21 protein-coding genes are annotated in these 24,732 nt (G+C 62.1%); 16 read left to right on the forward strand and 5 right to left on the reverse strand.

Going from position 1 to position 24,732, the window contains the following annotated elements; all coding sequences use genetic code 11:
• Nucleotides 1–112 precede the first annotated feature (112 nt).
• Nucleotides 113–2,413, reverse strand: a complete 2,301-nt coding sequence (locus tag AB5202_RS08105; protein WP_368144264.1) for an LTA synthase family protein — start codon at nucleotides 2,411–2,413, stop codon at nucleotides 113–115.
• Nucleotides 2,414–2,626: 213 nt separating this feature from the next.
• Here AB5202_RS08105 and AB5202_RS08110 point away from each other — a divergent pair, with 213 nt between their 5' ends.
• The 5 genes from AB5202_RS08110 (at nucleotide 2,627) to AB5202_RS08130 (ending at nucleotide 8,409) form a co-directional block, all read left to right on the forward strand.
• The gene (locus tag AB5202_RS08110) at nucleotides 2,627–3,502 is read left to right on the forward strand and encodes a nitroreductase family protein (protein ID WP_368144263.1); all 876 of its coding nucleotides are present in this window, start codon (nucleotides 2,627–2,629) and stop codon (nucleotides 3,500–3,502) included.
• A gap of 158 nt (nucleotides 3,503–3,660) precedes the next feature.
• The gene (locus AB5202_RS08115; RefSeq protein WP_349091429.1) at nucleotides 3,661–5,688 is read left to right on the forward strand and encodes a KUP/HAK/KT family potassium transporter; all 2,028 of its coding nucleotides are present in this window, start codon (nucleotides 3,661–3,663) and stop codon (nucleotides 5,686–5,688) included.
• A 69-nt stretch (nucleotides 5,689–5,757) separates the two neighbouring features.
• Nucleotides 5,758–5,952, forward strand: a complete 195-nt coding sequence (locus AB5202_RS08120; protein ID WP_368144262.1) for a hypothetical protein — start codon at nucleotides 5,758–5,760, stop codon at nucleotides 5,950–5,952.
• 113 nt (nucleotides 5,953–6,065) lie between these two features.
• Nucleotides 6,066–7,691: an ATP-binding protein gene (locus AB5202_RS08125; RefSeq protein WP_368144261.1), complete on the forward strand. Its 1,626-nt coding sequence runs from the start codon at nucleotides 6,066–6,068 to the stop codon at nucleotides 7,689–7,691.
• A gap of 4 nt (nucleotides 7,692–7,695) precedes the next feature.
• Nucleotides 7,696–8,409: a response regulator gene (locus tag AB5202_RS08130; protein WP_152078705.1), complete on the forward strand. Its 714-nt coding sequence runs from the start codon at nucleotides 7,696–7,698 to the stop codon at nucleotides 8,407–8,409.
• Between the two features lie 93 nt (nucleotides 8,410–8,502).
• Here AB5202_RS08130 and rlmKL read toward each other — a convergent pair whose 3' ends face one another.
• Complete coding sequence (rlmKL, locus tag AB5202_RS08135; protein WP_368144259.1) at nucleotides 8,503–11,061, reverse strand: bifunctional 23S rRNA (guanine(2069)-N(7))-methyltransferase RlmK/23S rRNA (guanine(2445)-N(2))-methyltransferase RlmL; 2,559 nt, start codon at nucleotides 11,059–11,061, stop codon at nucleotides 8,503–8,505.
• A 251-nt stretch (nucleotides 11,062–11,312) separates the two neighbouring features.
• Here rlmKL and AB5202_RS08140 point away from each other — a divergent pair, with 251 nt between their 5' ends.
• The gene (locus tag AB5202_RS08140) at nucleotides 11,313–11,462 is read left to right on the forward strand and encodes a hypothetical protein (RefSeq protein ID WP_346969361.1); all 150 of its coding nucleotides are present in this window, start codon (nucleotides 11,313–11,315) and stop codon (nucleotides 11,460–11,462) included.
• Nucleotides 11,463–11,514: 52 nt separating this feature from the next.
• Here the strand turns inward: AB5202_RS08140 and AB5202_RS08145 are convergent, their stop codons facing one another.
• Both AB5202_RS08145 and AB5202_RS08150 read right to left on the reverse strand, forming a co-directional pair.
• Complete coding sequence (locus tag AB5202_RS08145; protein ID WP_346969360.1) at nucleotides 11,515–12,342, reverse strand: HAD hydrolase family protein; 828 nt, start codon at nucleotides 12,340–12,342, stop codon at nucleotides 11,515–11,517.
• 49 nt (nucleotides 12,343–12,391) lie between these two features.
• Nucleotides 12,392–13,255, reverse strand: a complete 864-nt coding sequence (locus tag AB5202_RS08150; RefSeq protein WP_117716352.1) for a MurR/RpiR family transcriptional regulator — start codon at nucleotides 13,253–13,255, stop codon at nucleotides 12,392–12,394.
• A gap of 300 nt (nucleotides 13,256–13,555) precedes the next feature.
• Between AB5202_RS08150 and AB5202_RS08155 the strand changes: the two genes are divergently transcribed.
• From AB5202_RS08155 to AB5202_RS08200, 10 genes are all read left to right on the forward strand, one after another.
• A complete protein-coding gene (locus AB5202_RS08155) occupies nucleotides 13,556–14,758 on the forward strand; it encodes an MFS transporter (protein WP_368147509.1) in 1,203 nt (400 codons plus the stop codon).
• A gap of 113 nt (nucleotides 14,759–14,871) precedes the next feature.
• Nucleotides 14,872–15,726: a class II fructose-bisphosphate aldolase gene (locus AB5202_RS08160; protein ID WP_368144255.1), complete on the forward strand. Its 855-nt coding sequence runs from the start codon at nucleotides 14,872–14,874 to the stop codon at nucleotides 15,724–15,726.
• A gap of 10 nt (nucleotides 15,727–15,736) precedes the next feature.
• Nucleotides 15,737–16,165 carry a PTS sugar transporter subunit IIA gene (locus tag AB5202_RS08165; protein WP_347492154.1) on the forward strand — a complete coding sequence of 143 codons (429 nt, stop codon included), beginning with the start codon at nucleotides 15,737–15,739 and terminating at the stop codon, nucleotides 16,163–16,165.
• Between the two features lie 31 nt (nucleotides 16,166–16,196).
• Nucleotides 16,197–16,700: a PTS sugar transporter subunit IIB gene (locus AB5202_RS08170; RefSeq protein WP_117635575.1), complete on the forward strand. Its 504-nt coding sequence runs from the start codon at nucleotides 16,197–16,199 to the stop codon at nucleotides 16,698–16,700.
• A gap of 46 nt (nucleotides 16,701–16,746) precedes the next feature.
• Nucleotides 16,747–17,559, forward strand: a complete 813-nt coding sequence (locus AB5202_RS08175; RefSeq protein WP_347492152.1) for a PTS mannose/fructose/sorbose/N-acetylgalactosamine transporter subunit IIC — start codon at nucleotides 16,747–16,749, stop codon at nucleotides 17,557–17,559.
• The gene (locus tag AB5202_RS08180) at nucleotides 17,556–18,392 is read left to right on the forward strand and encodes a PTS system mannose/fructose/sorbose family transporter subunit IID (protein WP_347492151.1); all 837 of its coding nucleotides are present in this window, start codon (nucleotides 17,556–17,558) and stop codon (nucleotides 18,390–18,392) included. The genes AB5202_RS08175 and AB5202_RS08180 overlap by 4 nt, the downstream gene beginning before the upstream one ends.
• A gap of 97 nt (nucleotides 18,393–18,489) precedes the next feature.
• Nucleotides 18,490–19,434, forward strand: a complete 945-nt coding sequence (locus AB5202_RS08185; protein ID WP_347492150.1) for an aldo/keto reductase — start codon at nucleotides 18,490–18,492, stop codon at nucleotides 19,432–19,434.
• A gap of 2 nt (nucleotides 19,435–19,436) precedes the next feature.
• Nucleotides 19,437–20,516: an alpha/beta hydrolase gene (locus AB5202_RS08190; protein WP_347492149.1), complete on the forward strand. Its 1,080-nt coding sequence runs from the start codon at nucleotides 19,437–19,439 to the stop codon at nucleotides 20,514–20,516.
• Between the two features lie 194 nt (nucleotides 20,517–20,710).
• Nucleotides 20,711–20,959 carry an HAD family hydrolase gene (locus AB5202_RS08195; RefSeq protein ID WP_368144266.1) on the forward strand — a complete coding sequence of 83 codons (249 nt, stop codon included), beginning with the start codon at nucleotides 20,711–20,713 and terminating at the stop codon, nucleotides 20,957–20,959.
• Between the two features lie 193 nt (nucleotides 20,960–21,152).
• Entirely contained in the window at nucleotides 21,153–21,857 is a 705-nt protein-coding gene (locus tag AB5202_RS08200) for a transaldolase (RefSeq protein WP_368144252.1), read from the forward strand.
• A gap of 382 nt (nucleotides 21,858–22,239) precedes the next feature.
• Here AB5202_RS08200 and AB5202_RS08205 read toward each other — a convergent pair whose 3' ends face one another.
• Nucleotides 22,240–24,387, reverse strand: a complete 2,148-nt coding sequence (locus tag AB5202_RS08205) for a Tex family protein (RefSeq protein WP_368144251.1) — start codon at nucleotides 24,385–24,387, stop codon at nucleotides 22,240–22,242.
• Nucleotides 24,388–24,732 lie beyond the last annotated feature (345 nt).

The following is a 24,732-nucleotide window of genomic DNA, read 5'->3' on the forward strand; positions in this document are numbered from 1 at the left end:
GGACAGTCCTGCTCGCACGGAGAGCACATTAAGTGCTCTCCGGCTCGTGCGGAACTCGCGATGAACCTTACGTTCCGCGCCGCCGGGCAGACGAACCAGTTAAGACGCGCCGTTACTTGATCTTGGTCGTGCCCGGCGCCAGGTTGGGGTCGGTCTCGTTGGCCTCGGTCTGGAAGTGCTCGGTATACACGTTCTTGCCGTCGCGGAACATCTCGTAGTACTGCATCTTGGCGTAATCCTCGCGCGCCTTGGTTGCGGCTGCGGCAGCGGCGTCGTCACCGGTGACGTTGGAGGAGAGCGCCCAGCGCAGGCTGGCGTCCTCGTAGCCCACCGAGTTGATGGCGGGCAGCGACTTACGCAGCGTCATGTGCGCTTTCTGGTAGTCGGTCAGCGGGGCGCCGATCAGCTGCATCAGCTGGGTGGACAGGTAGTTGGTGGACAGGTCGTCGGTCTCGCTCGTCTGGTCGCAGCCGGCAACGTCGTAGTTGGCCCAGATGATGTAGTCGGTCTGCCACAGGCGCTCCTGATGCGTAGCATCGTCTTCGCCGGTAAACCACTTGTCATTGAACTTGGACGGGAAGAACGGCTGGTGGTCGCCCCAGAACACCACGACCACCTTACGGTCGAGCTTGCTCAGGGCGTTGAGGAAGTAGCGCAGCGCCTGGTCGGACTGCTCGATGCACGAGACATACTCGTCGACATCGGAGAGCGTGCCGTCCTCGACGGTCTTGGCGTCCAAATCGGTCGTGTCGATATTCAGGTGCATCTGCTTGTCGACCGGCAGCAGGCCCGTATCGTAGCCCGAGTGGTTCTGCATGGTCACGTCGAAGATAAACTGCGGATCGGCGTTCTGGTCGAGCAGCTCAAGAATCTTGTCGTAGGTAGCCTGGTCGGTCACCATGCCGCGCAGGGTGTCGGCTCCCTGGAAGTCATTGATAGACAGGAACTGGTCAAAGCCAAAGTCCTTGTAGACGTTCTCGCGGTTCCAGTTGGTCGCGTGGTTGGGGTGCATGGCCGTGGTGGAATAGCCGAGCGATTTGAACTGTTCTGCCAGGTTCCCGGTCGTCTCCATGTTGTAGATGGTGTAGGGGTACACGCCCGAGCCCAGGTTGGCCATGGAGTTGCCGGTCATAAACTCAAACTCGGTATTGGCGGTACCGCCGCCGTAGGCGCTCACATAGAGCTTGCCGCGGCTGAGGCAGTTGGACAGGTTCTTAAAGTACTGCGGGCCCTCGTAGCCGGCGCGCATGTTCTGGTAGATCGAAAGGTCTGAGAAGGTCTCGTTCATGATGGCGATGACCGTGGGCTTCTCGCTGTCGAACTGCTCCTTTGCGGCGGCGCGCTCGTCGCTCTTGGCCGCGTCGGACTTGTCGTAGGCCTTGGCGTACTTTTTGAGCGTGGCCTTGGCATCGTCGACGGAGTAGTCGGCGGGTTTGGGCGGCTTGATGGACTGCGCCGCACTAATAAAGGCGGGCAGGTAGCCCTCGCGCCAGTAGCTCTCGAGCGGGCGCCAGGTGTAGACGGTGATGCCGAGGGTGTTGTAGTAGTCGATGAGCGTGACATGCGCGGTTACGCCGCCCAGGCACAGCACTGCCACGAGCAGGTTGGTGAGCAGCATGCGCTTGGCGTTGGCGGCACCCTTCTGACGGTGCGGTGCCACCAGGCCGGCGTACTCGCACAGCAGCATGGCGATGGCGGTAAAGCCCATGGACAGCACACAGAACAGCGAGATGGAGAAGGTGTAGCCGGTGCCGGCGACCGCGGCGGCGGTGGAGATGGCCGAAAGGTCGCCCGGCTGGATGGGCATGGATTTAAACGTGATGACGAAGAACTCGGCAATGCCCAGGACAAAGAGGGCAAAGGCCAGGACCGCGGGAGCTGCGCCGTGGCGCTGGAACAGGAAGAACAAGCCGATCATGAGCACGGTGATGATGGCCCACTCGAGCAGGATGCACAGGGGGTAGACCCAGGTAAAGTCGTGGTTGGACGAGACCTCCATGCCCAGCAGCGCAAAGACGCCGGCGAGCAGCAGGCACAGGACGGCGGCGACGAGTGGTTTGCCCACAAAGGCGCCGCGCAGGCGGGCGAGCTTGCCGGTGGGGGCGGGGGCGTCGGGCTTGGCGAACGCAAAGACGCGCGGGGCGATGCGATCGCGGGCGATGCTGGCCCAGGCGCATCCGGTGAGGATGGCGTTGGTCAGGATGAGCATCACAAAGGCGAGCGGCTCGTTTTGGGCGACGAGGCCAATGGCGCCCCAAATAGTCAAAAAGACCTGGAACAGGCCGAAGACGACGCTCCACCCAAGAGCGCTTTTGGCAACGGTGCCCGACTGAGCGCGAATGGCCTTGGCCTCGCGCAAGACAAGGTAGACGGTCGCCGCAAGACCGACGAGCGAGATGGCGGCAGCGAACATGCTGAGACTCCTCACAAACTAAAACGTACGAAAGCGGGGGTTTACCCGATTGTTACCAAGATATGCGCTGCAATTGGTGGCTGCGCACAACAACCAGCCATATTAACGCGCACGTGCGGCGGTGTGGCGCAATGTAGTGGCGGCCTGCGCGATAATGGACGGGAATTACACGGAAACGTAAAGGCTTCTTAAAGAATTAGCGAGGATAGAGCTATGGGCGAGCAGGTTTGTATGACGGGCACCGAGTACTGCGGCGGAGCTGTGGGCGTGGACGCGGGCGGCTATCCGGTCGAGACTACGGGCAACGCGGCGCTGGACATCTTGGAACACCGCTCGTCCACGCGTGCCTTCGCGCGTGATGACGACGACCGTCCCGTGGCGGTGACCGACGAGCAGCGGGCGGCGATCTTGCATGCGGCGAGCCGCGCGCCGTCGGCGGGCGCCATGATGATGTATTCCATCGTGAGCATCCGCGAGCAGGCAACGCTCGACCGCCTGGCCGACCTGTGCGACCACCAGCCCATGATCGCCAAGGCGCCCTGGGTACTTATATTTGTGGTCGACTATGCCAAGTGGATCGATCTGTTTGAGCACGTGGGCTGCTTTGAGCCCGAGTTTGTAGAGCGTACGGGCAAGGCGCCCCGCCGCGCGCCGGGTCTGGGCGACTTTGCCATCGCGGCTCAGGATGCCGTGATCGCCGCGCAAAACGCCGTGGTTGCCGCCGAGGCCCTGGGGCTGGGGAGCTGCTATATCGGCGACATCGTCGAGAACGCCGAGGAAGTTGCCGCGCTGCTCGATCTGCCGCCCTATACCATGCCGCTGTCGATGCTCATCATCGGCACGCCCCGTAAGGAGCGCCCGGCAATCGCGCACCCCGTGGTGAACCTGGTGCACGAGGAGCGCTACTGCCGCGCCGATGCTGCGACCATGGACGCGCAGGTGGCCGAGATGGATGCGATGTTTCGCCCGCACGCCCGCGAGGTGGGGGAGCGCGTCGTGGATATCTACACCCGCAAGCACACGAGCCCCTTTATGGCCGAGATGAGCCGCTCCATGGAGTGGTGGTTCAAAAACTGGCTCGGAAAATGACGAATGTGACAAGGGGATAGTCCCTTTGTCACACTTCATATCGCCGCGGTGGCCTAAAGACTGTATAAATCTTTATCTAGCTGGGAAAACAGTGCATTAAAACATGGGCCGATTACCTATAATCCCTTCGAACATTAAAGTTGGGAGGAAACCGGCTTATGGAACAAAAGGCCAAGGAGGCAGCCTCGCACGCTGCGATTCCTGTGAGCATCTCGGCGATGCTCGTCACGCTGGGCGTGGTGTACGGCGATATCGGCACCAGCCCTATGTATGTAACCAAGGCGCTCGTTGCCGGCAACGGCGGTATCGGAAGCGTCACGGAGGAGTTCGTGCTCGGCGCGCTCTCCCTTGTCGTGTGGACGGTCACGCTGCTGACCACCATCAAGTATGTGCTCATCTCGCTGCGCGCCGATAACCATGGCGAGGGCGGCATCTTTGCCCTGTACAGCCTGGTCAAGCGTTGCGGCAAGTGGCTTATCATCCCCGCCATGCTGGGTGGCGCCGCGTTGCTCGCCGACGGCATCCTGACGCCGGCCGTTACCGTTACCACGGCCATCGAGGGCCTGCGCACTATCCCGGCGGTTCATGCCGTGCTGGGCGATGACCAGGGCCGCGTCGTCGCCATTACGCTCGCCATCATCATCGTGCTCTTCTTGGTACAGCGCATCGGTACGGCCAAGATCGGTCACGCCTTTGGCCCCATCATGACGCTGTGGTTCCTGTTCTTGGGCGGCACGGGTCTGTTCTTTGTCTTACAGCACCCCGCCGTGCTGCTGTGCCTCAACCCGCTCCGCGGCATCGCTTTTTTGTTGAGCCCCAACAACCACGCGGGCATCATGATTCTGGGCAGCTGCTTCCTCGCCACCACCGGTGCCGAGGCGCTCTACTCCGACATGGGCCACGTCGGCCGCGGCAATATCTACGCTACCTGGCCGTTCGTTAAGTGCTGCCTGCTGCTGTCCTATATGGGCCAGGGCGCTTGGCTTATGAACAACGCTGCCAACCCCGAGCTCATGGGCATTGCCGATCTCAACCCGTTCTACCAGATGCTCGCCCCGGGCCTGCGCCCGTTTGCCGTCGGCCTTTCCACCGTCGCGGCCATCATTGCCTCGCAGGCGCTTATCACCGGCGCATTCTCGCTGGTGTCCGAGGCCAGCCGTCTGGACCTCATGCCGCACATGCAGGTCTTCTACCCTGCCGAGACCAAGGGCCAGCTCTACATCCCCATGGTCAACAACGTCATGCTTGTCGGCTGCGTCATCGTGGTGCTGCTGTTCCAGAACTCGGCGCATATGGAAGCCGCCTACGGCCTTGCCATTACGCTGACTATGATGTGCACCACGCTGCTGCTCTTCTTCTACCTGCACGAGGAGCGCAAGCTCAAGGTTGCTCCGTGGATCTTCGCGGCCTTCTTCCTTTTGCTCGAAGGCTTCTTCTTCGTGAGCTCGCTCACCAAGTTCTTCCACGGCGGCTACTTCACCATCCTCATGGCTGCACTCATCATGGGCATTATGGTGTGCTGGTACAACGGCACGGCGGTCGAGCAGCGCCAGTTTACACTGCTGCCGCTGCGTAGCTACCTGCCGCAGCTCAAGCGCCTGCGCGACGACGACCGTTACGAGCGCATGAGCGACAACGTCGTGTACCTGACCAAGGACACCCATACCGACTACATCGACCGCGACATCGTCTACTCGATTTTGGACAAGCATCCCAAGCGCGCTCGCGCCTGGTGGTTCGTGAATGTCGAGACCATGGACGAGCCGCATACCTTTGCCTATTCGGTCGAGACGTTCGGCACCGACTACGTGTTCCGCGTGCATCTGTACCTGGGCTACAAGATCAACCAGCGCGTCAATGCCTACCTGCGTCAGGTCGTTCAGGACCTGGCTGCCACCGGCGAACTGCCTGCGCAGACGCATGACTACTCGGTCTACAAGGATCCGGGCAACATCGGTACGTTCAAGTTCGTCCTGATCCGTAAGCTTCTGGCGCCCGAAAGCGATGTGGAGCCGAGCGAGCGTACGGCCATCACGCTCAAGTACATCATCCGCCGCGCCGCCGGCACGCCTGCACGCTGGTACGGCCTGGAGAACTCCAACGTGAGCTTTGAGTACGTGCCGCTGTTCACCAAGTTCAAGGCCGTGAACAAGATGCAGCGCCTGGCCCCCAACGAGCGGCCGTAGTCGACGCTCGAGGTTTGTCTGCGAACGGGCGGGCTTGTATTGACGGGGATTGAGTCCTGGGAGGAAACCATGGATGCAAAGGTGCTTGACGGTTGCGATCTTGCGACCGAGCTGGTGCGTGAGGTACGCGCCGATGCTGCCGAAGATCGGTTCTTTACGAATCGGGCCAACATGGACATGGCCGACCGCGTGATTTCGATCGTGGCACTGGTATTTGGAGCGGTGTGCGTGTGTGCCCTGCTCGCGCACGTGCTGTTTGTCTAGCGACCGCAGGCTGTAAAGGCTATACACTTGGAACCACCACAAGGGGAAACCACCACAAAGGTGCCTGTCCCCTTTGTGGTGGTTTTTGTTTTTGAGAGAGGGGCGGAACGCTGATGGACGTCCGTACGGACGGCGATATTGCCGATAGCTTTTGGTGGCGGCGCACAACGCTGACGCGCCGCACTCCTCTGTATGACGCCTGCGTATCGGTGGGGCTGCTGGTCGCGGCGACGATTGTGGGCGCGCTGCTCGACCATCCGGGTCTCGCGCCGAGCATCATGATCGTCTATGTGTTCGCCGTTCAGCTGTGCGCATTCTTTACCTGCAGTCGCCTGTATTGCTTGCTGAGCTCGGCTGCCGCCGTGGCGCTCTACAACTTCTTGTTTGTCTACCCGCGCTACTTGCTGTCGTTTATCGACCGCGGCTATCCCGGCATGTTCTTCATCATGTTTGTGGTCTCGCTTGTGTCGAGCTCGATTGCCTTGGCCCTGCGTCGCGCTTTGGCACAGGCTGCCGCCAGCGACCGCCGCACGCATATGGTGCTCGAGACCAATCGCATGTTGCAGCGCTGCGCCGACGAGCAGCAGATCGTTCACGCCATGGCCACGCAGCTGGCGCGTCTTTCGGGCTGTCCGGTCGTGTGGTACAGCGCCGACGCCGAGGGCGATGACCTGCTGCCGCGCGCGACTTACACGGCCGTGGGCGATGCCGCGCCGGTGCACGAGCTGGCGCCGCAGATGCCACCGCGGCTCTCGGCGTCCGCCTATGTGGGAACGCCGCTCGACGCCACGTTTGGCGGCTCGGCGTTTTATGGCATCTACCTGACGGTTCGCACAGGCGACGGCTTCGCGCGCTCGGGCGACCCCGCCTCGGTGGTGGGCGTGCTGGCTATCGTTGCCGAGCCCGACGTGCTGACGCACGAGGAGCGGACACTTGCCGATGCTATCGTGAGCGAAGGCGAGCTGGCGCTCGATCGCGCCCGCGCCATGGAGGCCCGCGAGGAGGCGGCGGTGCTTGCCAAAAATGAGCAGCTGCGCGCCAACCTGCTGCGCTCCATCTCGCACGACCTGCGCACGCCGCTCACCAGTATTTCGGGTAATGCCGACGTGCTGCTCGACCAGGGCTCGACCGGCACTGCAGTGCTCGATGCCCAGACGCGCCGCGGCCTGCTTCTATCCATTCGCTCGGATGCGCTGTGGCTCAACGCCACCGTCGAGAATCTGCTTGCCATCACCAAGCTCGAGGGTGGCGGTATGCGCCTGTCGACCACGCTCGAGCTCATGGACGATATCGTCGAGGAGGCGCTGCGCCACGTAAATCCGGCCGTGCGCGAGCACGACCTTAAGGTGGTGGCGTGCGATGAGCCGGCGCTCGTCAATGTCGATGCGCGCCTGATGGTGCAGCTGGTGGTCAATCTGGTGAACAACGCCATCACCTATACGCCCGCGGGCTCGCATATCATGATTTCGATTAGCGTCGACGATGGACGCGTGGCGTGCTCGGTGGCCGATGATGGTCCGGGCATCGCACCCGAGGATCGCGAACGGATCTTCGAGTCGTTCTATACCGCCAACCATGGTCTGGCCGACAGCCACCGCAGCGTTGGCCTGGGTCTTTCGCTCTGCCGTTCCATTGCGTTGGCGCATGGCGGTAGCATAGAGGTTGCCGCGGCGGACCCGCACGGTTCGGTCTTTACGATTGAACTTCCCGCCGCCGACGTTTCGTTTGATAAGGAGTAGCGCTGTGCCGAACTCTGCCGTAAAACCGCTCATCTTGGTCGTTGAGGACGACCCCGCCGTCCGCAATCTTATCGTTGCCGCGCTCGAGGCGCACGGCTTGCGCCATATGGCTGTGGAGACCGCCCATGCCGCCATCGCCGCCGCCTCATCGCAGGCACCGAGCATTGTGCTGCTCGATCTGGGCCTGCCCGATATGGACGGCGTCAAGGTGGTGGAATCGGTGCGCGCATGGTCGGGCATGCCGATCATCGTGGTCTCGGCGCGCAGCGAGGACGCGGACAAGATTCGCGCGCTCGATGCCGGCGCCGACGACTATCTGACCAAGCCGTTTTCGGTCGAGGAGCTGCTCGCGCGTATTCGCACGACGCTCAGGCGCCTCTCGTATGCGCAGATTGGCATGGGTGCGTCCGAGGGCTCGTTCGATACCGGTGAGCTGCATATCGATTTTGATGCTGGCATCGCCACGATGGATGGTGAGGAGTTGCACCTGACGCCGATCGAGTACAAGTTGCTGTGCCTGTTGGCCCATAACGCCGACAAGGTGCTCACGCACCAGTTTATCTTGCACGAGATTTGGGGTACGGCAACTAAGAGCGATCTGGCGAGCCTGCGTGTCTTTATGGGCACGCTGCGTAAGAAGATCGAGTCCGACCCCGCGCATCCGCGCTATATCCAGACGCATGTGGGTATCGGTTACCGATTGGTCACCCAGGGATAGGCCGGCATCCGCCATCCCACTATGAGTTGCGGTGAAATAGTTCCTGTTTGGGCCTTTACCAGGCTTTTTAGGAACTATTCCACCGCAACTTTGTTATTTGCCCTTAGGTTTGCTGGCGTAGAACTTTTTCTTTTTGGGTTTGCCGGCGGGGGAGGGCTTGCCGGCAAAGTTGGACTTGCCGTTGCCGGTCTGCGCGTGCGCGGGTGCAGCCGCGCGAGGCTTGCGCGCCTCGGGGTTGCGCAGTTCCTCGACGCGCTCGGCAATTTCCTCGGCGCTAAAGCCGACTTCGGCCATGGCGTCCTCGATGGGCAGACGGCGCACGATATAGCAGTGGTGCACTTTCTGGTTGCGCGCGAAATCCTCGGGGATGGTCTGCGCCGTTATGTCCTGTAGCACGACGCCCGCGCGTGCGAGCTTGCGCGCCTCGGGGCGGAAGCCGCGCAGGTTGCAGCTAAAGATGGCGTGCCCGCCCTGTGCGAGCAGGCGCGATACGCCGGCCAAAAGCTCAACATGGTCGCGCTGGACATCCCAGGTACGGCGGCCCATCTTGGACGAGTTCGAAAACGTGGGCGGGTCGACAAAGATCAGGTCCCAGCGGTTGCGCGTCTGGCGCTGGTCGCGAATCCAGGCGAGCACGTCGTCGCGCACAAAGTGATGCTGCGGACCCACAAAGCCGTTCTGGCGCATGTTGCGCTCGGCCCAGTCCAGGTAGGTGTTGGAAAGGTCGACCGTTACGGTCTCCTCGACGCCTCCGTCTGCCGCATAGCAGGTGGCGGTGCCGGTGTAGGCGAACAGGTTGAGGAAGCGGCGCGCCTGCTTGGCGTGCTCGCGCACCAGGTTGCGGGTGACGCGGTGGTCCAGGAAGATGCCTACATCCAGGTAGTCGTCAAAGTTGACGGCAAAGGTAAGGCCGCCCTCTTCGATAAGCGGGAGGCGACGGCGCGCGATGTTGGCGCGCTCTCCCGAGCCGCCCTTGCCAGCGCCCTGCTTGCCGTACTGCGAGCCGCCGCGCGAACGCATGCGGGCCTTGGCGTGCACGTGCTCGGCCGGAACATCTAGGATGCGCGGCGCGATGGCCAAGATGTCGAGCATGCGGGCCTGGGCCAGCGCGGGGTCGATGGTCTTGGGCGCGGCGTATTCGGCGATGACGAGCCAGCGGCCCGGCGTCTGCGGGCAACCCTCGTACAGATCGATGGCGGCGGAGTAGTCGGGCAGGTCGGCATCGTAGACGCGGTAGCAGCTCACTCCCTCGCGCTTCGCCCACTTGCGACGCAGGCGGGCGTTCTTGCGCAGGCGGTTGGCGAACTGCTCCGACTCGGGGATGAGCACGGGCAGCGGCTTGCCGTCGCCTAGGTCGAGCGTGGCGGCGGGCTCGGGCATGGGGGTGTCGGCGGCTTCGTCTTGGGCATTTGCGGTCTGCTCCTCGGCATCTGCGTTGGTCGCAGCCTCAAATGCCGCGGCGGCGTGGTCGAGCGAAGGCCAGACTTCGACGGTCGCCTCCTCGTTATTGGGCATGACGGCGATGGAGCGCGCGGGCTCGGCATGGAGCGCGCGGGCCAGCAATCCGTCGCGGGTGAGCGCGGCGACCGGTGCGGCGGTAAGCTCGGGCGCGCGGTGCAGCTCGCCGACCAGCGTCATGGCGTCGTGCATGAGCGAAAGCGGGGTCTCGGTCGTATCCGCGACCACGGCGGCACCGGCGACGGCGCCCGCGTGGTTCAGTACGGTGGCGGACTTGGCGGCGCAAAAATCGACAAAGCGCTTGTAGCCGGCACACGTAACCATGCGCTCAGCGGTCTTGCGTGCGGCGGGGTCAACATCTACGGCAACGATGCGCGCCTGGCGCTCTCGTGCTGCCGCCTCGCGCTCGCGTGCCTCGGCAAGCAGCTGCTCCCACAGGGCAGCGTCATGTAGCTGCCAGCCCTCAAAGCCCCAGCGCTCGCGGGCGGCGCCCGGAGCGCGGTCGTTTAGGATATTCACGGCTTCCAGCAGCAGGCCGCCGCCGGCGCACGAGGCGTCGATCAACGTGGGCAGAGCCTCGTTCTCGTAGTCGTCGGCCGTCAGCTCGCGCTCGCACAGCGCGGTCCAGCCGATCTGCGCCAACACCAGGGCGGCGTAGTCGGGGCGTAGCACGTGTGCGCCCTCGCCGGCGCGGGTCGCCGCGGGCGGCAGACGCTTGAACAGCGGGTCGCCCGAAAGGTCCAGGCTGATGCTCGCGCGGCGCTGACGCAGCGAAAGCAGCAGGTGAACGTCGGGATCGGCGGCATCGACGTCGGCGCGGCGACCCGTGGCCTCGGCCAGGCGATCGCACAGCGCGTCCTTGGCGCGCAGAGCCGAGAAGCGCGTGTTGCGCAGCTGCTCGGTCACGCCGCGGGCGGTGATGGCGATGGTGGCGCCGGGGCGGACGATATTCTCCCAGGCGATGTCGTAAACGCCGTCGTACAACTCATCGGCATCCTGCGCCTCAAAGCGCCCAAGCACCACAAACGCGCGGCTGGCCAGGCGCGACCACAGACAGGCGCGGTAGCCTTCTTCGAGCTCGCCCTCAAACGTAGCGCGGCCCTTCAGGCGGCGGACATGCGAAAGTCCGAGCCGTTTAAGCTCGTCGGCGAGTGCGGACTCAAAGCCCTCGGGGCAGCTTGCATAAAATTCCATGGGTGACCTCTCTGGTTGCGTCGCTCCATTATATGATGGATGCTTCGTTTGCCCTTATCCTCGAAAGGAACCCATATGATTGATGCGTGCTCCTTGATTCCCATTTTCATTGCAACAGCCTCAGGACTCGGGGCCTCGCACAGGCTCCCGCCGCCTTACGGAACTGAAAGCTGGGCGTAGGGCAAATCCATGGCACGTGACCTGCGATTGCTCGGCCATAGATGGCGTAATCGAGGCTAGGGGAGAGCATCATGCGCAAGGGAAACGAGAGCTGGTTCTGGCACGCGAACGACATGGTGGTGGCGGGCGACATGAACCTCGTGGTCCGCGTCCTGTGGGCCGCGCTCATCGTAGGCATCGGCGTCGCGACGATGGCCACGCTCTGGATCGTTACGAGGTAGCGCGCCACGAACGGATGACGAGGCACGCGGCGCATGCCACGCTGGCGGAACCCTAGCCTCGCTGCTGGACAATCTGTTCGATGAGCTTCGCGACGGAGTCCTCGGCTGCGTCCCCGATCAGGTGATGGGCCGCGGCCTTCGCCTCTGGCATCGCGCCCGCGACTGCGTAGGAGTTCGGCACCTTTTCGAGGAGCGTCACGTCGTTTTCCGAGTCTCCGATAAAAGCGACCTCGTCCAGCGTGACCCCAAGGCTGCCGAGAAGCGCGTCGAGTCCGTTTACCTTGCTCCAGCCAGCCGGAACAACATCGAGGAAGAATGGGACGGGCGAGGGGAAATCAAGCTCTGGGCAGGCTTCCTTGCATCGACTCCGAACGACTTCCGTCGGGGCGGAGCTGACGTTGACGAAGATGCCGGCGGTGATGACGTCACGGTTCGTGGGCACGTCTCCGAGCGCCATGTCTCTTCCGGAGTCCTTAACGATTTCCAGGGCGAATTCGTCGCCAGGCTCGACGGCGCAGAGGAACTGCTCGCAGCGTTTGCCTGTCTCATCGACATCGGCGACTAGCCAGAGTGACGTCCCCGCGTAGGGGCGTACGGCGCTATCGAGCTTGACGAGGGCCTCCGTCGAGAGCGTCTTTTTGAACACGAGTTCGCCGCTGGAGAAGACCTTCTTTCCGTTGGCCATGATGCCGGTCGAGAAACAGCGCGCGTCGCCGTCAAAGGCATCGGCCAGGTCGGCGTAGTCGCGGCCGCTTGCGGGGCCGAACGCGATGTCCGCATCAAGCGCCGAAAGAATCGCGCTGTGCGTGCGCTCCGATACGACCCTTGAGCCAAACGGCAGCAGGGTCCCGTCCATGTCTGCGAGGATGAGCTTTATCAAGGGGTCCTCCCGTTTCGGTCTGGGCGTCGGTGCGCCGGTGTGCGTCGTCCTAGCTGTATTGCCTGTCTCCCAAGAGATTCTTCGAGATGATCCTGTTAAACTCTACCGGGTCATCCCAGCAAGAGGTCAGGAAGAGGAACAGCAGCTCGATGACGAAGTTGATCGAGCTGTGCGAGAAGGCGACCTCGGTTCCGGTGATGGCCTGATCTCGCGAGATGGCTCGGATGATATACGTGGCACGCTTCGCGAGCGGCGTATCTGGGTTGTCTGTGATCATGATGATGGGGGTGTTCGAATCCTCGGCAGAGTCGAATATGTTGACGAGGCGCTTCGAGTATCCGGACGTCGAAATGACGAGCAGGATGTCATTCTCCTTGAGGCTGGTTGCGGCGGAGACCATGGCATCGGTGGTACTGGGGCAAAACGCCCTGACTCCAACCTGTGAGAGCTTGAACGCCGCGTTTACGCCCATGCTAATCGAGTTGCCGACGCCCGCAATCAGGACGAGGTTGGCGTTGTGGAGCAGATTGACGACTGCCGAAAAGTCATCGGAGTCAATGAGCGAGGCGGTTTGGGAGAGCTCCTTGACCTTGTGAGACAGGACGTACTTAATGGAGCCCTCGACGTCGTCCAGAGTAACCTTGCCGCCCGTGGCCTTTTCCTCGCCGGAGGCCCTGCTGATGGATATGCCGAGCGCCAGACGCATGTCCGAATAGGTTCGGTAGTCAAGCGTCCTTGCGAACCTCGAAACAGACGCCGGTGACGTACCGGTTTCTGCGGCGAGTTCGCGGACGGTCATCGTTGCGACGTCCGACGGGTGGTCGAGCACATACGTTGCGATTGCCTTCTCCGAGGGGGATAGGCTGCTCATGACTGCGCAGATGTGGCTGAGCACATCCCCTGTCTTATCCATGGTTACTCCTTGGCCCTAGTTTGCTTTGTATCTTAGGTCAAGAGAGGTGAAAATAAAGCAAAATGTTTCATAAGCGGTGAAATAGCGTTTCACCGCTGATTTCCTACCGTTCGCGGTAAATCGGTGCTTCCCCGGCGCAATCTCATCTTGAGCTGCTATCTTATGAGCCGTGAAACAACGGCACGAAAACGATGAAACAACAGAACATTGTTCCAACGCCTCACAACTTCGTTTCACGCTAGATGGCGAATCACTTCGAAGCCCAGACAGGCACCCGGCGAGCAAGAAGGGAGAAGCACGATGCACAACGCCAGGACAAACGCAAGCATGACTTCGCTGTTCTTCGCGAACGTCCTCTACTGGGTCTGCGCGGGCGTGTACTCGCCGTTCCTCTCCGCTCACTACACGAGCCTCGGCCTCAGCGCGGCCGAGACCGGCATCCTCCTCGCGGCGACCCCGGTGTGTGCGCTCGCCATCCAGCCGCTCTGGTCGACGATCGCCGACAAGCTCGGGCGCCGCCGAGCGGTCATCGTGGCCCTCTGCCTTGCGGCGGCGGCACTCGCTCCGCTGTATTACCTGGCGTCGACGTTCGTCCCGGTCCTTCTCGTGACTTTTGCGTTCTCGGCGTTCTTCTCGGGGCTCCTGCCCCTGAGCGACTCCCTCGTCATCGAGCTCGCGGATCGCTCTGGCCTGGACTTTTCTCGCATACGTATGGGTGGCACCATCGGCTACGCCATCGTTGTCCTGATCGTCGGTAGGTTGCTTGACGTGGCTCCTCAAATCCAGTTCGTGGTGGTCTCCGCTGCGCTGGTGGCCTTCGCGGTTCACATGTGGCGCCTCCCCGAGGCGGGGGTTCGCGCCAATGCCGCGGACGATTCCAAGGTCTCCCACGGAAAGGGCCTCCTCTCGCTGTTCACCAGCAACGAGATCGCCTTCGTCTTGGTCTTCGCCTTCATCAGCTCAGCCGCGATTGGCTTCATCGGGGCGTTTTTGGGCCGCTACGCGGTCGAGCTTGGCGAGGGTCAGAACCTCGTGGGCGTCCTGAGCGCGGTTTCCGCTGCGAGTGAGATCCCCATCCTGCTTATCTCCTCCAAGCTGGTCAGGCGCTTCGGCGAGATGAACCTCCTGATCTTTTCCTGTTTCATGGCGGCGCTCAGGCTCGTGCTCGTGGGCACCGGTGTAGTCCCGGTCATGATCTGCGGCCAGCTGCTGCAGAGCGTGAGTTACATGACCGTCTACTACTCCTGCGTTACCTATATTGCCAACCATACCTACGAGGATTGTCGCGCTCGAGGTCAGAGCGCCTTCGCGATGGTCCAGAGCGGTCTGTCCGTCGTGGTTGCGAACCTGTTTGGCGGTTGGGCGTGCGACGTGCTCGGCACGCACGCGGGTTTTCTGGCCTTCGCTCTCGCTTCAACGATTGCTGCGGTCGTTGCTCTTGTGACGTACGTACTGTGGCGTCGAAGCGCGGTGCCACAGTCTGAGGGCCAGTCGGCCGCATAGGCTCCACCGCGCTTTGCAAGTGCCTGCTGCCTCGCGTTTCTCTTCGTGTTCAACCAGCTGACGAGCTGAGAACTGTCCAATCCAATGGTTATCCAAGTGAAAGGAAGACAAAGATGTCTCTCATCAAGGTCAACGAGCTTCTTCAACATGCGACCGAGCACCACTATGGCGTGCCCGCGATCAACGTTATCAACACGGAGACCATCCGTTATGCGATCCAGGCCGCCGAGGATGAGCACATGCCTATCATCATCCAGTACTGGCCCGGCTTTGAGGACCACTGTGCCCTCGACATCATCGCCTTCGCCGCCCGCTATTACGCCGAGCGCGCGAGCGTGCCCGTCGCCGTCCACCAGGATCACTCCGCTGGTTACGAGATCGCCGTCAAGGGCGTCAAGGCCGGTTTCCCCTCCGTCATGGTCGACGGCTCCTCGCTTCCCTATGAGGAGAACTTCCAGCTCACGAAGGACGTCGTCCAGGTCGCCAAGATCTTCGACGTTGACATCGAGGCCGAGCTCGGCCACGTCGGCAACGGCTCCGACGCCAACGACTTCGTGAACAGCGACCACTATACCGACCCGAACCTCGCCGAGGAGTTCGTCGAGGGCACCGGCTGCGGTTCGCTCGCTATCGCCGTTGGCAACGCCCACGGCCCCTACGTCAAGGTCCCGAACCTCGACATGGAGCGCATCAAGGCCTGCAGGGAGGCCGTCAGCGTCCCCCTCGTCATGCACGGATGCTCCGACATCCCCGACGAGCAGCTCCAGGAGGCCGTGAACCTCGGCATGAGCAAGTTCAACATCGCCACGGAGTACTTCCGCTCCATGTACCGCGCCTTCGAGAAAGACATCAACTCCGGCAAGAACGACGGCAACGGCATTGGCCTCCTGATGGACGCCGCCCCTGACATGCGCGCGTTCGTCGCCAGCAAGATCCAGCTTCTGAACCCTAACCACTATTCGCTCTAGGAGAGACTCGATGAAGAAAGTTCTTGTCGCGTCGCACGGCCACCTCGCAAGCGGAATCAGGAGCTCGATCGAGATCCTGACCGGCATGGCGGACATGGTGGAAGCAGTTGACTGCTACGTGGACGACTCCGATTTCACCCCTCGCATCCAGGCCTTTATTGACTCGGTGGACCCTGAGGACGAGGCCGTCATCTTCACCGACATCTACGGTGGCTCCGTCTTCCAGAAGGTCGTCCTCATGGAGCCGGAGAAGCGCGGGATCGTCCACGTCACCGGTATGAACCTCGGCCTCGTGATCGAGACGCTCCTCGGCGCCGAGCCGGTCACGGCAGATTCGATCAAGCAGAGCGTCGAGTTGGCGAGGGCGACGATGCAGGTCGTCGAGCCTCCGAGCAAGGCCGCGGACAATGAGGGGTCCGACGGAGACTTCTTCGATTAGAGAGCACTAACAAGCAGGGAGAGAGGAAACAATGATTGTTCAGGTTCGAGTCGATGACCGTCTGATTCACGGACAGGTCGCCCTGGTGTGGACCAAGGAGCTCAACACCACCAGGATCATCGTCGCCAACAAGCACGCCGTGGAGAGCGATGCCCTTCGCATGACGCTTTCCATGGGTACGCCGGCGGGCCAGAAGCTTCTCGTCAAGGATGTTCCGGATGCTTGCCGCATCGCGAACGATCCGCGTGCGGACTCCATGCGCATCTTCGCGCTCACCAACTGCGTGCGTGACGTGCTTGAGCTCGTTAAAGGCGCACCGGGCAAGATCGAGGGCGTGAACGTTGCCAATGTCGGCCGCTTCGACAAGTCCGATCCGGATAGCAAGGTCGCCCTCAACTCCACGATCATGCTCAACCCGGATGAGCTCGAGGCCGCGAAGGAGCTTTGCGAGCAGGGTATTCCGGTTTTCCATCAGCTTATCCCGTCCAATCCCAAGACTCCTCTCAAGAGTCTGATTGAGGCGGCGGGGAAATAAGGGGATTTGGCCAAGCGGCCAAATGAAATGAAAGAAAGGAAGTCAGATGATTGGGTTAGCAATAATGGCCTGGTTGACCGTGCTGATTTGCTACGGCGGCAACTGGGTTCTCGGTCAGTGCATGATCGAGCGTCCTCTCGTGGTAGGTCTCGTTGCGGGCCTCCTGATGGGCGACGTCAAGACCGGTGTCATCATCGGTGCCTCTCTCGAGGCGATCTTCATGGGCGCGGTTAACATCGGTGGCGCCATCTCCGCCGAGCCCGTTACCGCGACCGCCCTCGCCGTCGCCTTCACCGTTGGTGCCGGCATCGACCAAGGCGCCGCCATCACGCTGGCCGTTCCCGTTGGCGTCGTCACCGCGTTCCTCTCGATCTTCATGAACAACGTGTTCCTCGCGTTCTTCGCCGCCACCTTTGACAAGATGGCCGCCGAGGGCAACGAGAAGGGCCTCGCGCTTCAGCACTTCGTTCTCTGGTTCGTTAAGTACGCCGCCTTTGGCCTCATCGCCTTCCTCGGCGTTTACCTTGGCGCTGAGCCCGTTGCCGCCATCGTCAACCAGATTCCGGCCAATGTCATGAGCGGCCTCAACGCCGTGGGCGCCCTCCTGCCCGCCGTTGGTATGGCGCTCCTGCTCCAGATGCTGTGGAGCACCGAGCTCAGCATCTACTTCTTCCTGGGCTTCACGCTCTACCAGTACCTCGGCCTCCCGATGATCGCCATCGCGGTTCTCGGCGTCATCATCGCGGTTGCCTCCGCCCTCCGCGACAAGGAGATTTTCGATCTCACCAAGAAGGGCTTGGCCACCCAGGCCGTTTCCAACGACTCTGTAACCAGCGACGAGGAGGATTTCTTCGCATGAGCAACCTGACCAAGAATGTGAGCCCTGAAGACAAGAAGATGCTCAACAGCATTTTCCTGCGCTCCTTCTCCGTGTTCGCCTCCTGCGCTGGCGGTTCCGTCAAGGCTGGCGCCGACGGCTGGCTGTACTCCGTCCAGCCCGCGCTTAACCGCTACTACGCCGATGACCCCGAGGCCCGTGCCGAAGCCATGAAGCGTCACACGACTTGGTACAACATTACCCAGAACGTCGGCACGTTCGCCATGGGCCTCGTCGCCTCCATGGAGAGGGAGAACTCGCAGCACGAAGACTTCGACACCGAGTCCATCGACGGCATCAAGGTTTCCCTGATGGGCCCGATGTCCGGTATCGGTGACGCAATCTTCTGGGGCGTCCTGCGTGTCATCGCCGCCGGCATTGGCATCAACCTCGCCATGAGCGGCTCGCCCCTCGGCGCGATCATGTTCCTGCTGATCTACAACATCCCGTCGATCCTCTGCCGATACTTCATGACCTACCTCGGCTTCAGTATGGGCACCAACTTCATCTCCGAGATGTACGAGGGTGGTCTCATGAAGCTCATCACCAAGGCGACCTCCACGGTTGGCCTCGTGATGATCGGTGCCATGACTGCGGCGAACGTCCAATTCAACACGATCCTGTCCATTCCGGTTCAGGACTCTGACCCCGTCATGATCCAGACCTACCTCGACTCGATCTTCAAGGGCATCGTGCCCCTGGGACTTACGCTCGTCGTCCTCTGGCTCCTGCGCAAGAAGAACGTGAACGTCAACATCATCCTGGTCGGCATCATGGTTCTGGCGCTCGTCCTCGGCCTCGTGGGCATCGTGTAAGGCGGTTTCAGGATCATCCGAAGCCTGTTCAAGGCAATTCCCGGCGGCACGCGATCGAGGACATTCGACGCGTGCCGCCCCATTAGAAGGAGAGAATATGCGCTACACGCACCTCAAGAACTCCGATGTCGACGTCTCCCAGCTCGCTGTGGGCACCTGGGCGATCGGCGGCGACTCCTTTGGTGAGAACGATGACGCCGCCAGCATGTCCGCCATCCGCACCATGCTCGATCACGGCGTCAACCTCATCGACACCGCGCCGTGCTACGGCAACGGCACGTCCGAGAAGGTCGTCGGCAACGCGCTCAGGGGCGTCGACAGAGAGAGCTACCTGCTCTCGACCAAGGTTGGCCTGATCACCAGCGCCGCCGGCTATGACCGCGACTCTTCGTTCAAGAACATCATGAGGGAGGTCGAGAGCTCGCTGCGCAACCTCCGCACCGACTACATCGACTTCTACTTCGTGCACTGGCCCGACGCCAAGACCCCGTTCTCCGAGACGATGTGCGCCCTCCAGCTCCTCAAGGAGCAGGGCAAGATTCGCCACATCGGCGTCTCCAACTTCACGACCGAGATGATCGAGGAGTGCGAGAAGGTCGCCCAGATCGACGTCCAACAGCCGCCCTATTCCATGGTCGACCGCTCCTCCGAGGACCTCATCAAGTGGGGTTACGAGCGTGGCATCGACTCCTTCACCTATGGCTCCCTTGGCGCGGGCATCCTGTCGGGCAAGTTCCGCGAGCTGCCGAAGTTCGGGGAGGGCGATGTTCGCGGCGGCTTCTACGACTACTTCCAGGAGCCCAAGTTCTCGCGCGTCCAGGAGCTGCTCAAGGTCATGGACGAGATCGCCGAGGCTCATGACAAGCCCGTGGCACAGGTCGCCGTGAACTGGAGCACCCAGAAGGAGTACGTGGGCACCGCGCTCGTTGGCGTGCGCACGGACGCCCACGCGATTCAGAACTGCGAGACGTTCGAGTGGGAGCTTTCCGCCGATGAGATGGCCAAGCTTGACGCCAAGCTTGACGAGCTGAAGATCGGCTAGCCATGGGCACCGAGGAGAGGAAGTACCCCACTTCCGAGCTTGAAGTGCTTGAGCGTGGATCTAGGGAGGTCGTGGAGCCCAACGGGCTGAAGCTCCTGCTGAAGCCCGTGCCGGGAGACGAGCGCGAGCACGTGCTCGATCCGCGCGTCTACGCGCGCGCCCATGTGAAGCTCGCCGCCGGCCCGGCGCCGGCGGGGCCGGTGGACGTGATCGCGTGGCGTTCCGCTCCCAACAAGGAGACCCATGTCGTGAGGGGCTCGAACGTCGCCAAGAAGACCGTCGTCATGAACTTTGGCGACAGGGGCATTCCCCTGCACGTCTTCACGCCCGAGGGCCACGAGAGCGGCTCCGCCGCGCTCGTGTTCATCCACGGCGGCGGCTTCATGGTGGGCAACATTGGCCAGTACGAGAACTGCCTGCGCGACATCGCTGAGCGAACGGGCTGCGTCGCGATCTACCCGGAGTACCGCCTGTCTCCCGAGACGATGTTCCCCGGTGGTGTCGAGGACTGCGTGAAGACGCTCGACTGGCTTGTCGAGCATGCGGATGAGCTGGGTGTCGACGCGACGCGGGTCGCCGTGGCTGGCGACTCCGCGGGCGGAAGCCTGACCAATGCCGTCGTCCTCGACGGGTCCCATGCGGACAGGATACAGCTCGTGGCCGAGCTGTATCCGCTCGTCGACGGCGGCCCTGTTCCGGAGGAATGGTCCTATGACCTCTATGAGATCGTGAACGACCAGAGGGCCGAGGCTCTGAGCAGGGTGGATCGCATCCGCAACGCCAACGACGACCTGCCAATGATGTATACCAACGGCAATGCGGAGGAGATGCTCGACCCGAGGGTGTCTGCCCTGTTCGCGGAGGACGTGAGCGCGTTCCCCCGCACGGTCATCATCTCTTCCGAGTATGACTACCTGCGCTATCAGGACGAGCTATTCGCGAAGAGGCTGCAGGATGCGGGCGTTGACGTCACCGCGATTCGCTATCGCGGCTGCGACCACGGCTTCTTCGAGATGTACGGCGTGATGCCTCAGGCTGAGGACGTCTGCCGCGTCATCTCCGAGGAGCTTGCGAAGATCTAGGGGCTCGTCGCGGCGGCCTCCTGGACGAGTGACGGTCCGGCGGGATGCTAGGTGCGTCCCGCCGGACCTTTGCGTTGACGGGCGCGTGCCGCTTGCCGGAGGGCGTGTGTGGGGTTCGCTTCGGCGGTGCCGGATTGACCGGGAGATGCGTTTACCGCCGCTTTTCCAAGTGAGCCCAGCAAGCAAATCGCGAGCTGAGCCCCAAGGGCATCGACAAGGGCGTGGGCGTGGCGCGAGCGCTGGAATACCTGGGTCGCACCGGCAACGCGCGCACCTTTGGCTTCGGCGATTCGGGTAACGACCTGGGCATGCTCGCTGCGGTCGAGACGGCTGTCGCCATGGGCAACGCCATGCCCGAGGTCAAGGCGGTCGCCGACTACGTGACCGACGATGTCGCACACGACGGCACCGTCACAGCGATGCAGCATTTCGGCCTCATCTAATGAATCCCGCGTTCTGACGTTTGCTCAAACTGTGACTCTTTGCTTTTGCATGCTCAATCGATTTATCAATCCAAACACTGAGGTGTTTATACCGTTCGCCGAGAAGATAAAAACCCGCAGCTCACGCCCTGATAAACATAGGTAAAGTGTTTAGCAGTTTATCGGCCGCATGCAAACGAAAGGAATCAGGCAGATGGCAATCAAGGTGTTCGCTGACGGTGCAAACCTCGAGGGCATGCTCGACATGTACGAGAACGGCAACGTTCAGGGTTTCACGACCAACCCGTCCCTTATGAAGAAGGGCGGCGTGACGGACTACCGCGCGTTTGCCAAGGAGGTCCTGACCCACATCACCGATGTGTCCGTCTCGTTTGAGGTCTTTGCCGATGACGTCGAGACCATGGAGGTCGAGGCTCGCGAGATCGCTACCTGGGCCGACAACGTCTACGTCAAGATTCCGTGCGTGACCACCAAGGGCGAGTCCACCGCCGAGCTGGTCCGCAAGCTTTCGGCCGATGGCATCAAGGTCAACGTCACCACCATCTTTACGCCCGAGCAGGTCGACGAGATGGTCGAGGCCGTTGACGCCGAGACGCCGTCCATCATCTCGCTCTTTGCCGGCCGTATCGCCGACACCGGCGTCGACCCCATTCCGTTTATGACGGAGTCGGTCAAGAAGGCCGCCGCCAAGCCCAACTGCGAGGTCCTGTGGGCGTCCACGCGTGAGCTCATCAACATTTACCAGGCCGAAGCCTGCGGTTGCCAGATCATCACGGTGCCCAACAGCATCCTGGCCAAGCGCAAGAACATCGGCCGTGACCCGTATGATGTTTCGCTCGACACCGTCCGCGGCTTTGCCAAGGATATCGCCGCTTTGGGCTTCCATATTCTGCCGTAACGCGAACACTGGCTGCGCCGCGGGCTGTTCGCCCCGGCCTTTCCTTTCCCTATCGCTCACGCGCTTCGCGAGGGTCGCGCTAGGCAAAGGAACGGCCGGGGCCGCCGACACGAGCTTGCCAGCAAGTTGGCGCTTGGCTTCTATATCCTGCCGTGGGCAAAGGTACCCCCGCCTGCGCCGTGCAAAATTGAGAGTATTCAGCAAGGTAAAGGTCTTTATCAGTTAACCGAAGCATGGAACAGCCCCCGTTTTGGCTCTGACTACGCTAAAACGGGGGCTGTTTTTTGCTTTTTCGTCTCTGAGAGGCATCCGGAACGGTGGAATTTGCAGAATACTCGCGATTTTGCACATCGCTACAGGGGGGTACCTTTGCTTTGGCGGTTTACTTGCCCTGTACCATGGTGAGCGAGATCTTTTTGCGGTCGCGATCGACCTTCTCGACCCACACCTTGACCGTGTCACCGACGCGCACCACGTCGCTGGGGTGCTTGACGAAGCGGTTGGCCAGTTTGGAGATGTGCACGAGGCCGTCCTGGTGCACGCCCACGTCGACGAAGGCGCCAAAGTCGACGACGTTGCGCACTGTGCCCTTGAGCTCCATGCCGGACTCCAGGTCGTCGATGGAAAGTGCTGAGCGGCTAAAGACCACCTCGGGCGCGTCGTCGCGCGGGTCGCGACCGGGCTTCTTGAGCTCGTTGACAATGTCGATGAGCGTGAGGGTGCCGCAGTCCAGGTCGCTTGCCAGCGCCGAGATGCTGCCCAGGCGGCGCTCGATGTCGGGTACGCCGCCGCGGCTGAGCTCACTGGCTTTAACGCCTGCGCGCTCCAGGACGGCCGTGGCTACCTCGTAGCTCTCGGGGTGGACGCTTGTCGCGTCGAGTGGGTTCTTGCCACCGCTGATGCGCAGGAAGCCCGCGGCGTTGAGATATGCCTTGGGTCCCAGTTTGGGGACCTTCTTAAGCTGGCGGCGATCGGTAAAGGCACCGTTTTCCTCGCGGTAGGCCACGATATTCTTGGCCACGCTCGGCGTGATGCCCGATACGTATCCCAGCAGGCTCGCGCTTGCGGTGTTGACGTCGACGCCTACGCGGTTGACGACGTCCTCCACCACGTGGCCCAGAGTGCGCGAGAGCTCGGCCTGGTCAAGGTCGTGTTGGTACTGGCCAACGCCGATGGACTGGGGCGGAATCTTGACGAGCTCTGCCAGCGGGTCTTGCAGGCGACGGCCCAGGCTCATGGCGCCACGCACGGTGACGTCTAGATCGGGATACTCCTGGCTGGCGAGCTCGGAGGCGGAGTACACCGATGCGCCGGCCTCGTTGACGATGGTGTATCGCAGCTCAGGCGCCTGCTCGGCGATGAACTCCGAGACGACTTCCTCGGTCTCGCGGCTGGCGGTGCCGTTGCCGATGACGATGGTGTTGACGCTGTCCTTTTTGACGAGGCGGGCGAGCTCGCGCTTGGTGCCGGCGACGTCGTGGCGCGGCTTGGTGGGATAGACCACGCCGTGGTCGAGCAGCTTGCCGGTCTCGTCCATGACGGCGACCTTGCAGCCGGTGCGGTAGCCCGGATCGAGCGCGAGCACGCGGGCGCCGCGCACGGGGCGTGCCGAGAGCAGGCCCTCGAGATTCTTGGCAAAGACATTGATGGCCTCGGTCTGCGCACGGACGGTGAGTTTGGCGCGGGCCTCGCGCTCCAGCGAGGGGGCCATGAGGCGCTTGTAGCCGTCGGCGATGGCGGCGTCAAAGACGGGCGCGAAGACGCCCTGGCGTCGGGGCCAACGGCTGCCGAGGCGTGCCGTGGCGGCGGCGCCGTCGACGTTCACGCGCACGCGGAGCTTGCCCTCGCGCTCACCGCGGTCGATAGCCAGCACGCGGTGGTTGGGTATACGGCGCAGCGGCTCATCATAGCTGTAGTACGGCTCGTAGGGGGTCTTCTCGGTGGGGTCGGTGGCCTCGACGACGATGTCTGCGGTGTTTTGCGTAAAGGCACGCAGGTCGGCGACGTTCTCGGGGTCCTCGGCCACCGTCTCGGCCACGATGTCCGCCGCGCCGGCGAGCGCCTTTTCGGGCGTGTCGAAGCCGGCCTCCTCATTGACGTATGCTGCGGCGGCGTCGAGCGCACTGCCCTTGGCCGAGGCCTGCATGATGATCATGTTGGCGAGCGGCTCCAGGCCGGCTTCGCGGGCCTTCTGCGCGCGAGTCATGCGCTTTTTGCGGTAGGGCTTGTAGAGGTCCTCGACACGCTGGAGCTGCGTGGCCTCGCGAATCTGCTGCTCGAGCTCGGGCGTGAGCTTGCCCTGGGCGTCGATGAGCAGAATGACGTCCTCTTTACGCTGTTCAAGATTGCGCAGGTAGGACAGGCGGTCGTCGAGTGCGCGCAGGGCGACGTCGTCCATGCCGCCCGTGGCTTCCTTGCGGTAGCGCGAGATAAAGGGGATGGTGTTGCCCTCGTCGATGAGCTTGACGGCCGCCTCGATGTTGGCGGCCTTAAGGTTGAGCTCGCGGGCAAGCTGGGCGATAAGATCCATGGGACTCCTTGCGTTTAAGGTGCGTTTGCAGCACAGGGCTACCAAGGATACCACCCGTCCCAAAAGGCTGTTTTGGGGCCGCGCCATGAAAACGGCCTATCTACTACGTTTGAACCGTATGGGTCGACCATCCCCCGGTTTTCCGAAAATGCGCAACTCGTCTACCTGCGGTTTTTATTCCGCGAAACTTGGCATGGTTGAGGGCGATCGGTTAAACGTAGTAGATAGGCACATTTCGTGGCGAACGAACCAAGCTGAGGCGCAAAAAGCCCATTACAGTCTGAAATAGGCCATCGATAAATTTCGATGGCGAGCATTCGGCGCATTGCCTACGATACGGGCAAG

It is taken from the genome of Collinsella aerofaciens (genome assembly GCF_040915545.1).
In the GTDB taxonomy this organism is placed as follows: Bacteria; Actinomycetota; Coriobacteriia; order Coriobacteriales; family Coriobacteriaceae; genus Collinsella; species Collinsella aerofaciens_BE.

Coding starts and splice junctions, on each gene's coding strand:
- AB5202_RS08160 (WP_368144255.1), top strand. CDS start 14,872: ATGTCTCTCATCAAGGTCAACGAGCTTCTTCAACATGCGACCGAGCAC.
- AB5202_RS08105 (WP_368144264.1), bottom strand. CDS start 2,413: ATGTTCGCTGCCGCCATCTCGCTCGTCGGTCTTGCGGCGACCGTCTAC.
- AB5202_RS08120 (WP_368144262.1), top strand. CDS start 5,758: ATGGATGCAAAGGTGCTTGACGGTTGCGATCTTGCGACCGAGCTGGTG.
- AB5202_RS08200 (WP_368144252.1), top strand. CDS start 21,153: ATGGCAATCAAGGTGTTCGCTGACGGTGCAAACCTCGAGGGCATGCTC.
- AB5202_RS08150 (WP_117716352.1), bottom strand. CDS start 13,255: ATGGATAAGACAGGGGATGTGCTCAGCCACATCTGCGCAGTCATGAGC.
- AB5202_RS08140 (WP_346969361.1), top strand. CDS start 11,313: ATGCGCAAGGGAAACGAGAGCTGGTTCTGGCACGCGAACGACATGGTG.
- AB5202_RS08175 (WP_347492152.1), top strand. CDS start 16,747: ATGATTGGGTTAGCAATAATGGCCTGGTTGACCGTGCTGATTTGCTAC.
- AB5202_RS08190 (WP_347492149.1), top strand. CDS start 19,437: ATGGGCACCGAGGAGAGGAAGTACCCCACTTCCGAGCTTGAAGTGCTT.
- AB5202_RS08125 (WP_368144261.1), top strand. CDS start 6,066: ATGGACGTCCGTACGGACGGCGATATTGCCGATAGCTTTTGGTGGCGG.
- AB5202_RS08165 (WP_347492154.1), top strand. CDS start 15,737: ATGAAGAAAGTTCTTGTCGCGTCGCACGGCCACCTCGCAAGCGGAATC.
- AB5202_RS08115 (WP_349091429.1), top strand. CDS start 3,661: ATGGAACAAAAGGCCAAGGAGGCAGCCTCGCACGCTGCGATTCCTGTG.
- AB5202_RS08180 (WP_347492151.1), top strand. CDS start 17,556: ATGAGCAACCTGACCAAGAATGTGAGCCCTGAAGACAAGAAGATGCTC.
- AB5202_RS08110 (WP_368144263.1), top strand. CDS start 2,627: ATGGGCGAGCAGGTTTGTATGACGGGCACCGAGTACTGCGGCGGAGCT.
- AB5202_RS08185 (WP_347492150.1), top strand. CDS start 18,490: ATGCGCTACACGCACCTCAAGAACTCCGATGTCGACGTCTCCCAGCTC.
- AB5202_RS08170 (WP_117635575.1), top strand. CDS start 16,197: ATGATTGTTCAGGTTCGAGTCGATGACCGTCTGATTCACGGACAGGTC.
- AB5202_RS08205 (WP_368144251.1), bottom strand. CDS start 24,387: ATGGATCTTATCGCCCAGCTTGCCCGCGAGCTCAACCTTAAGGCCGCC.
- rlmKL (WP_368144259.1), bottom strand. CDS start 11,061: ATGGAATTTTATGCAAGCTGCCCCGAGGGCTTTGAGTCCGCACTCGCC.
- AB5202_RS08155 (WP_368147509.1), top strand. CDS start 13,556: ATGCACAACGCCAGGACAAACGCAAGCATGACTTCGCTGTTCTTCGCG.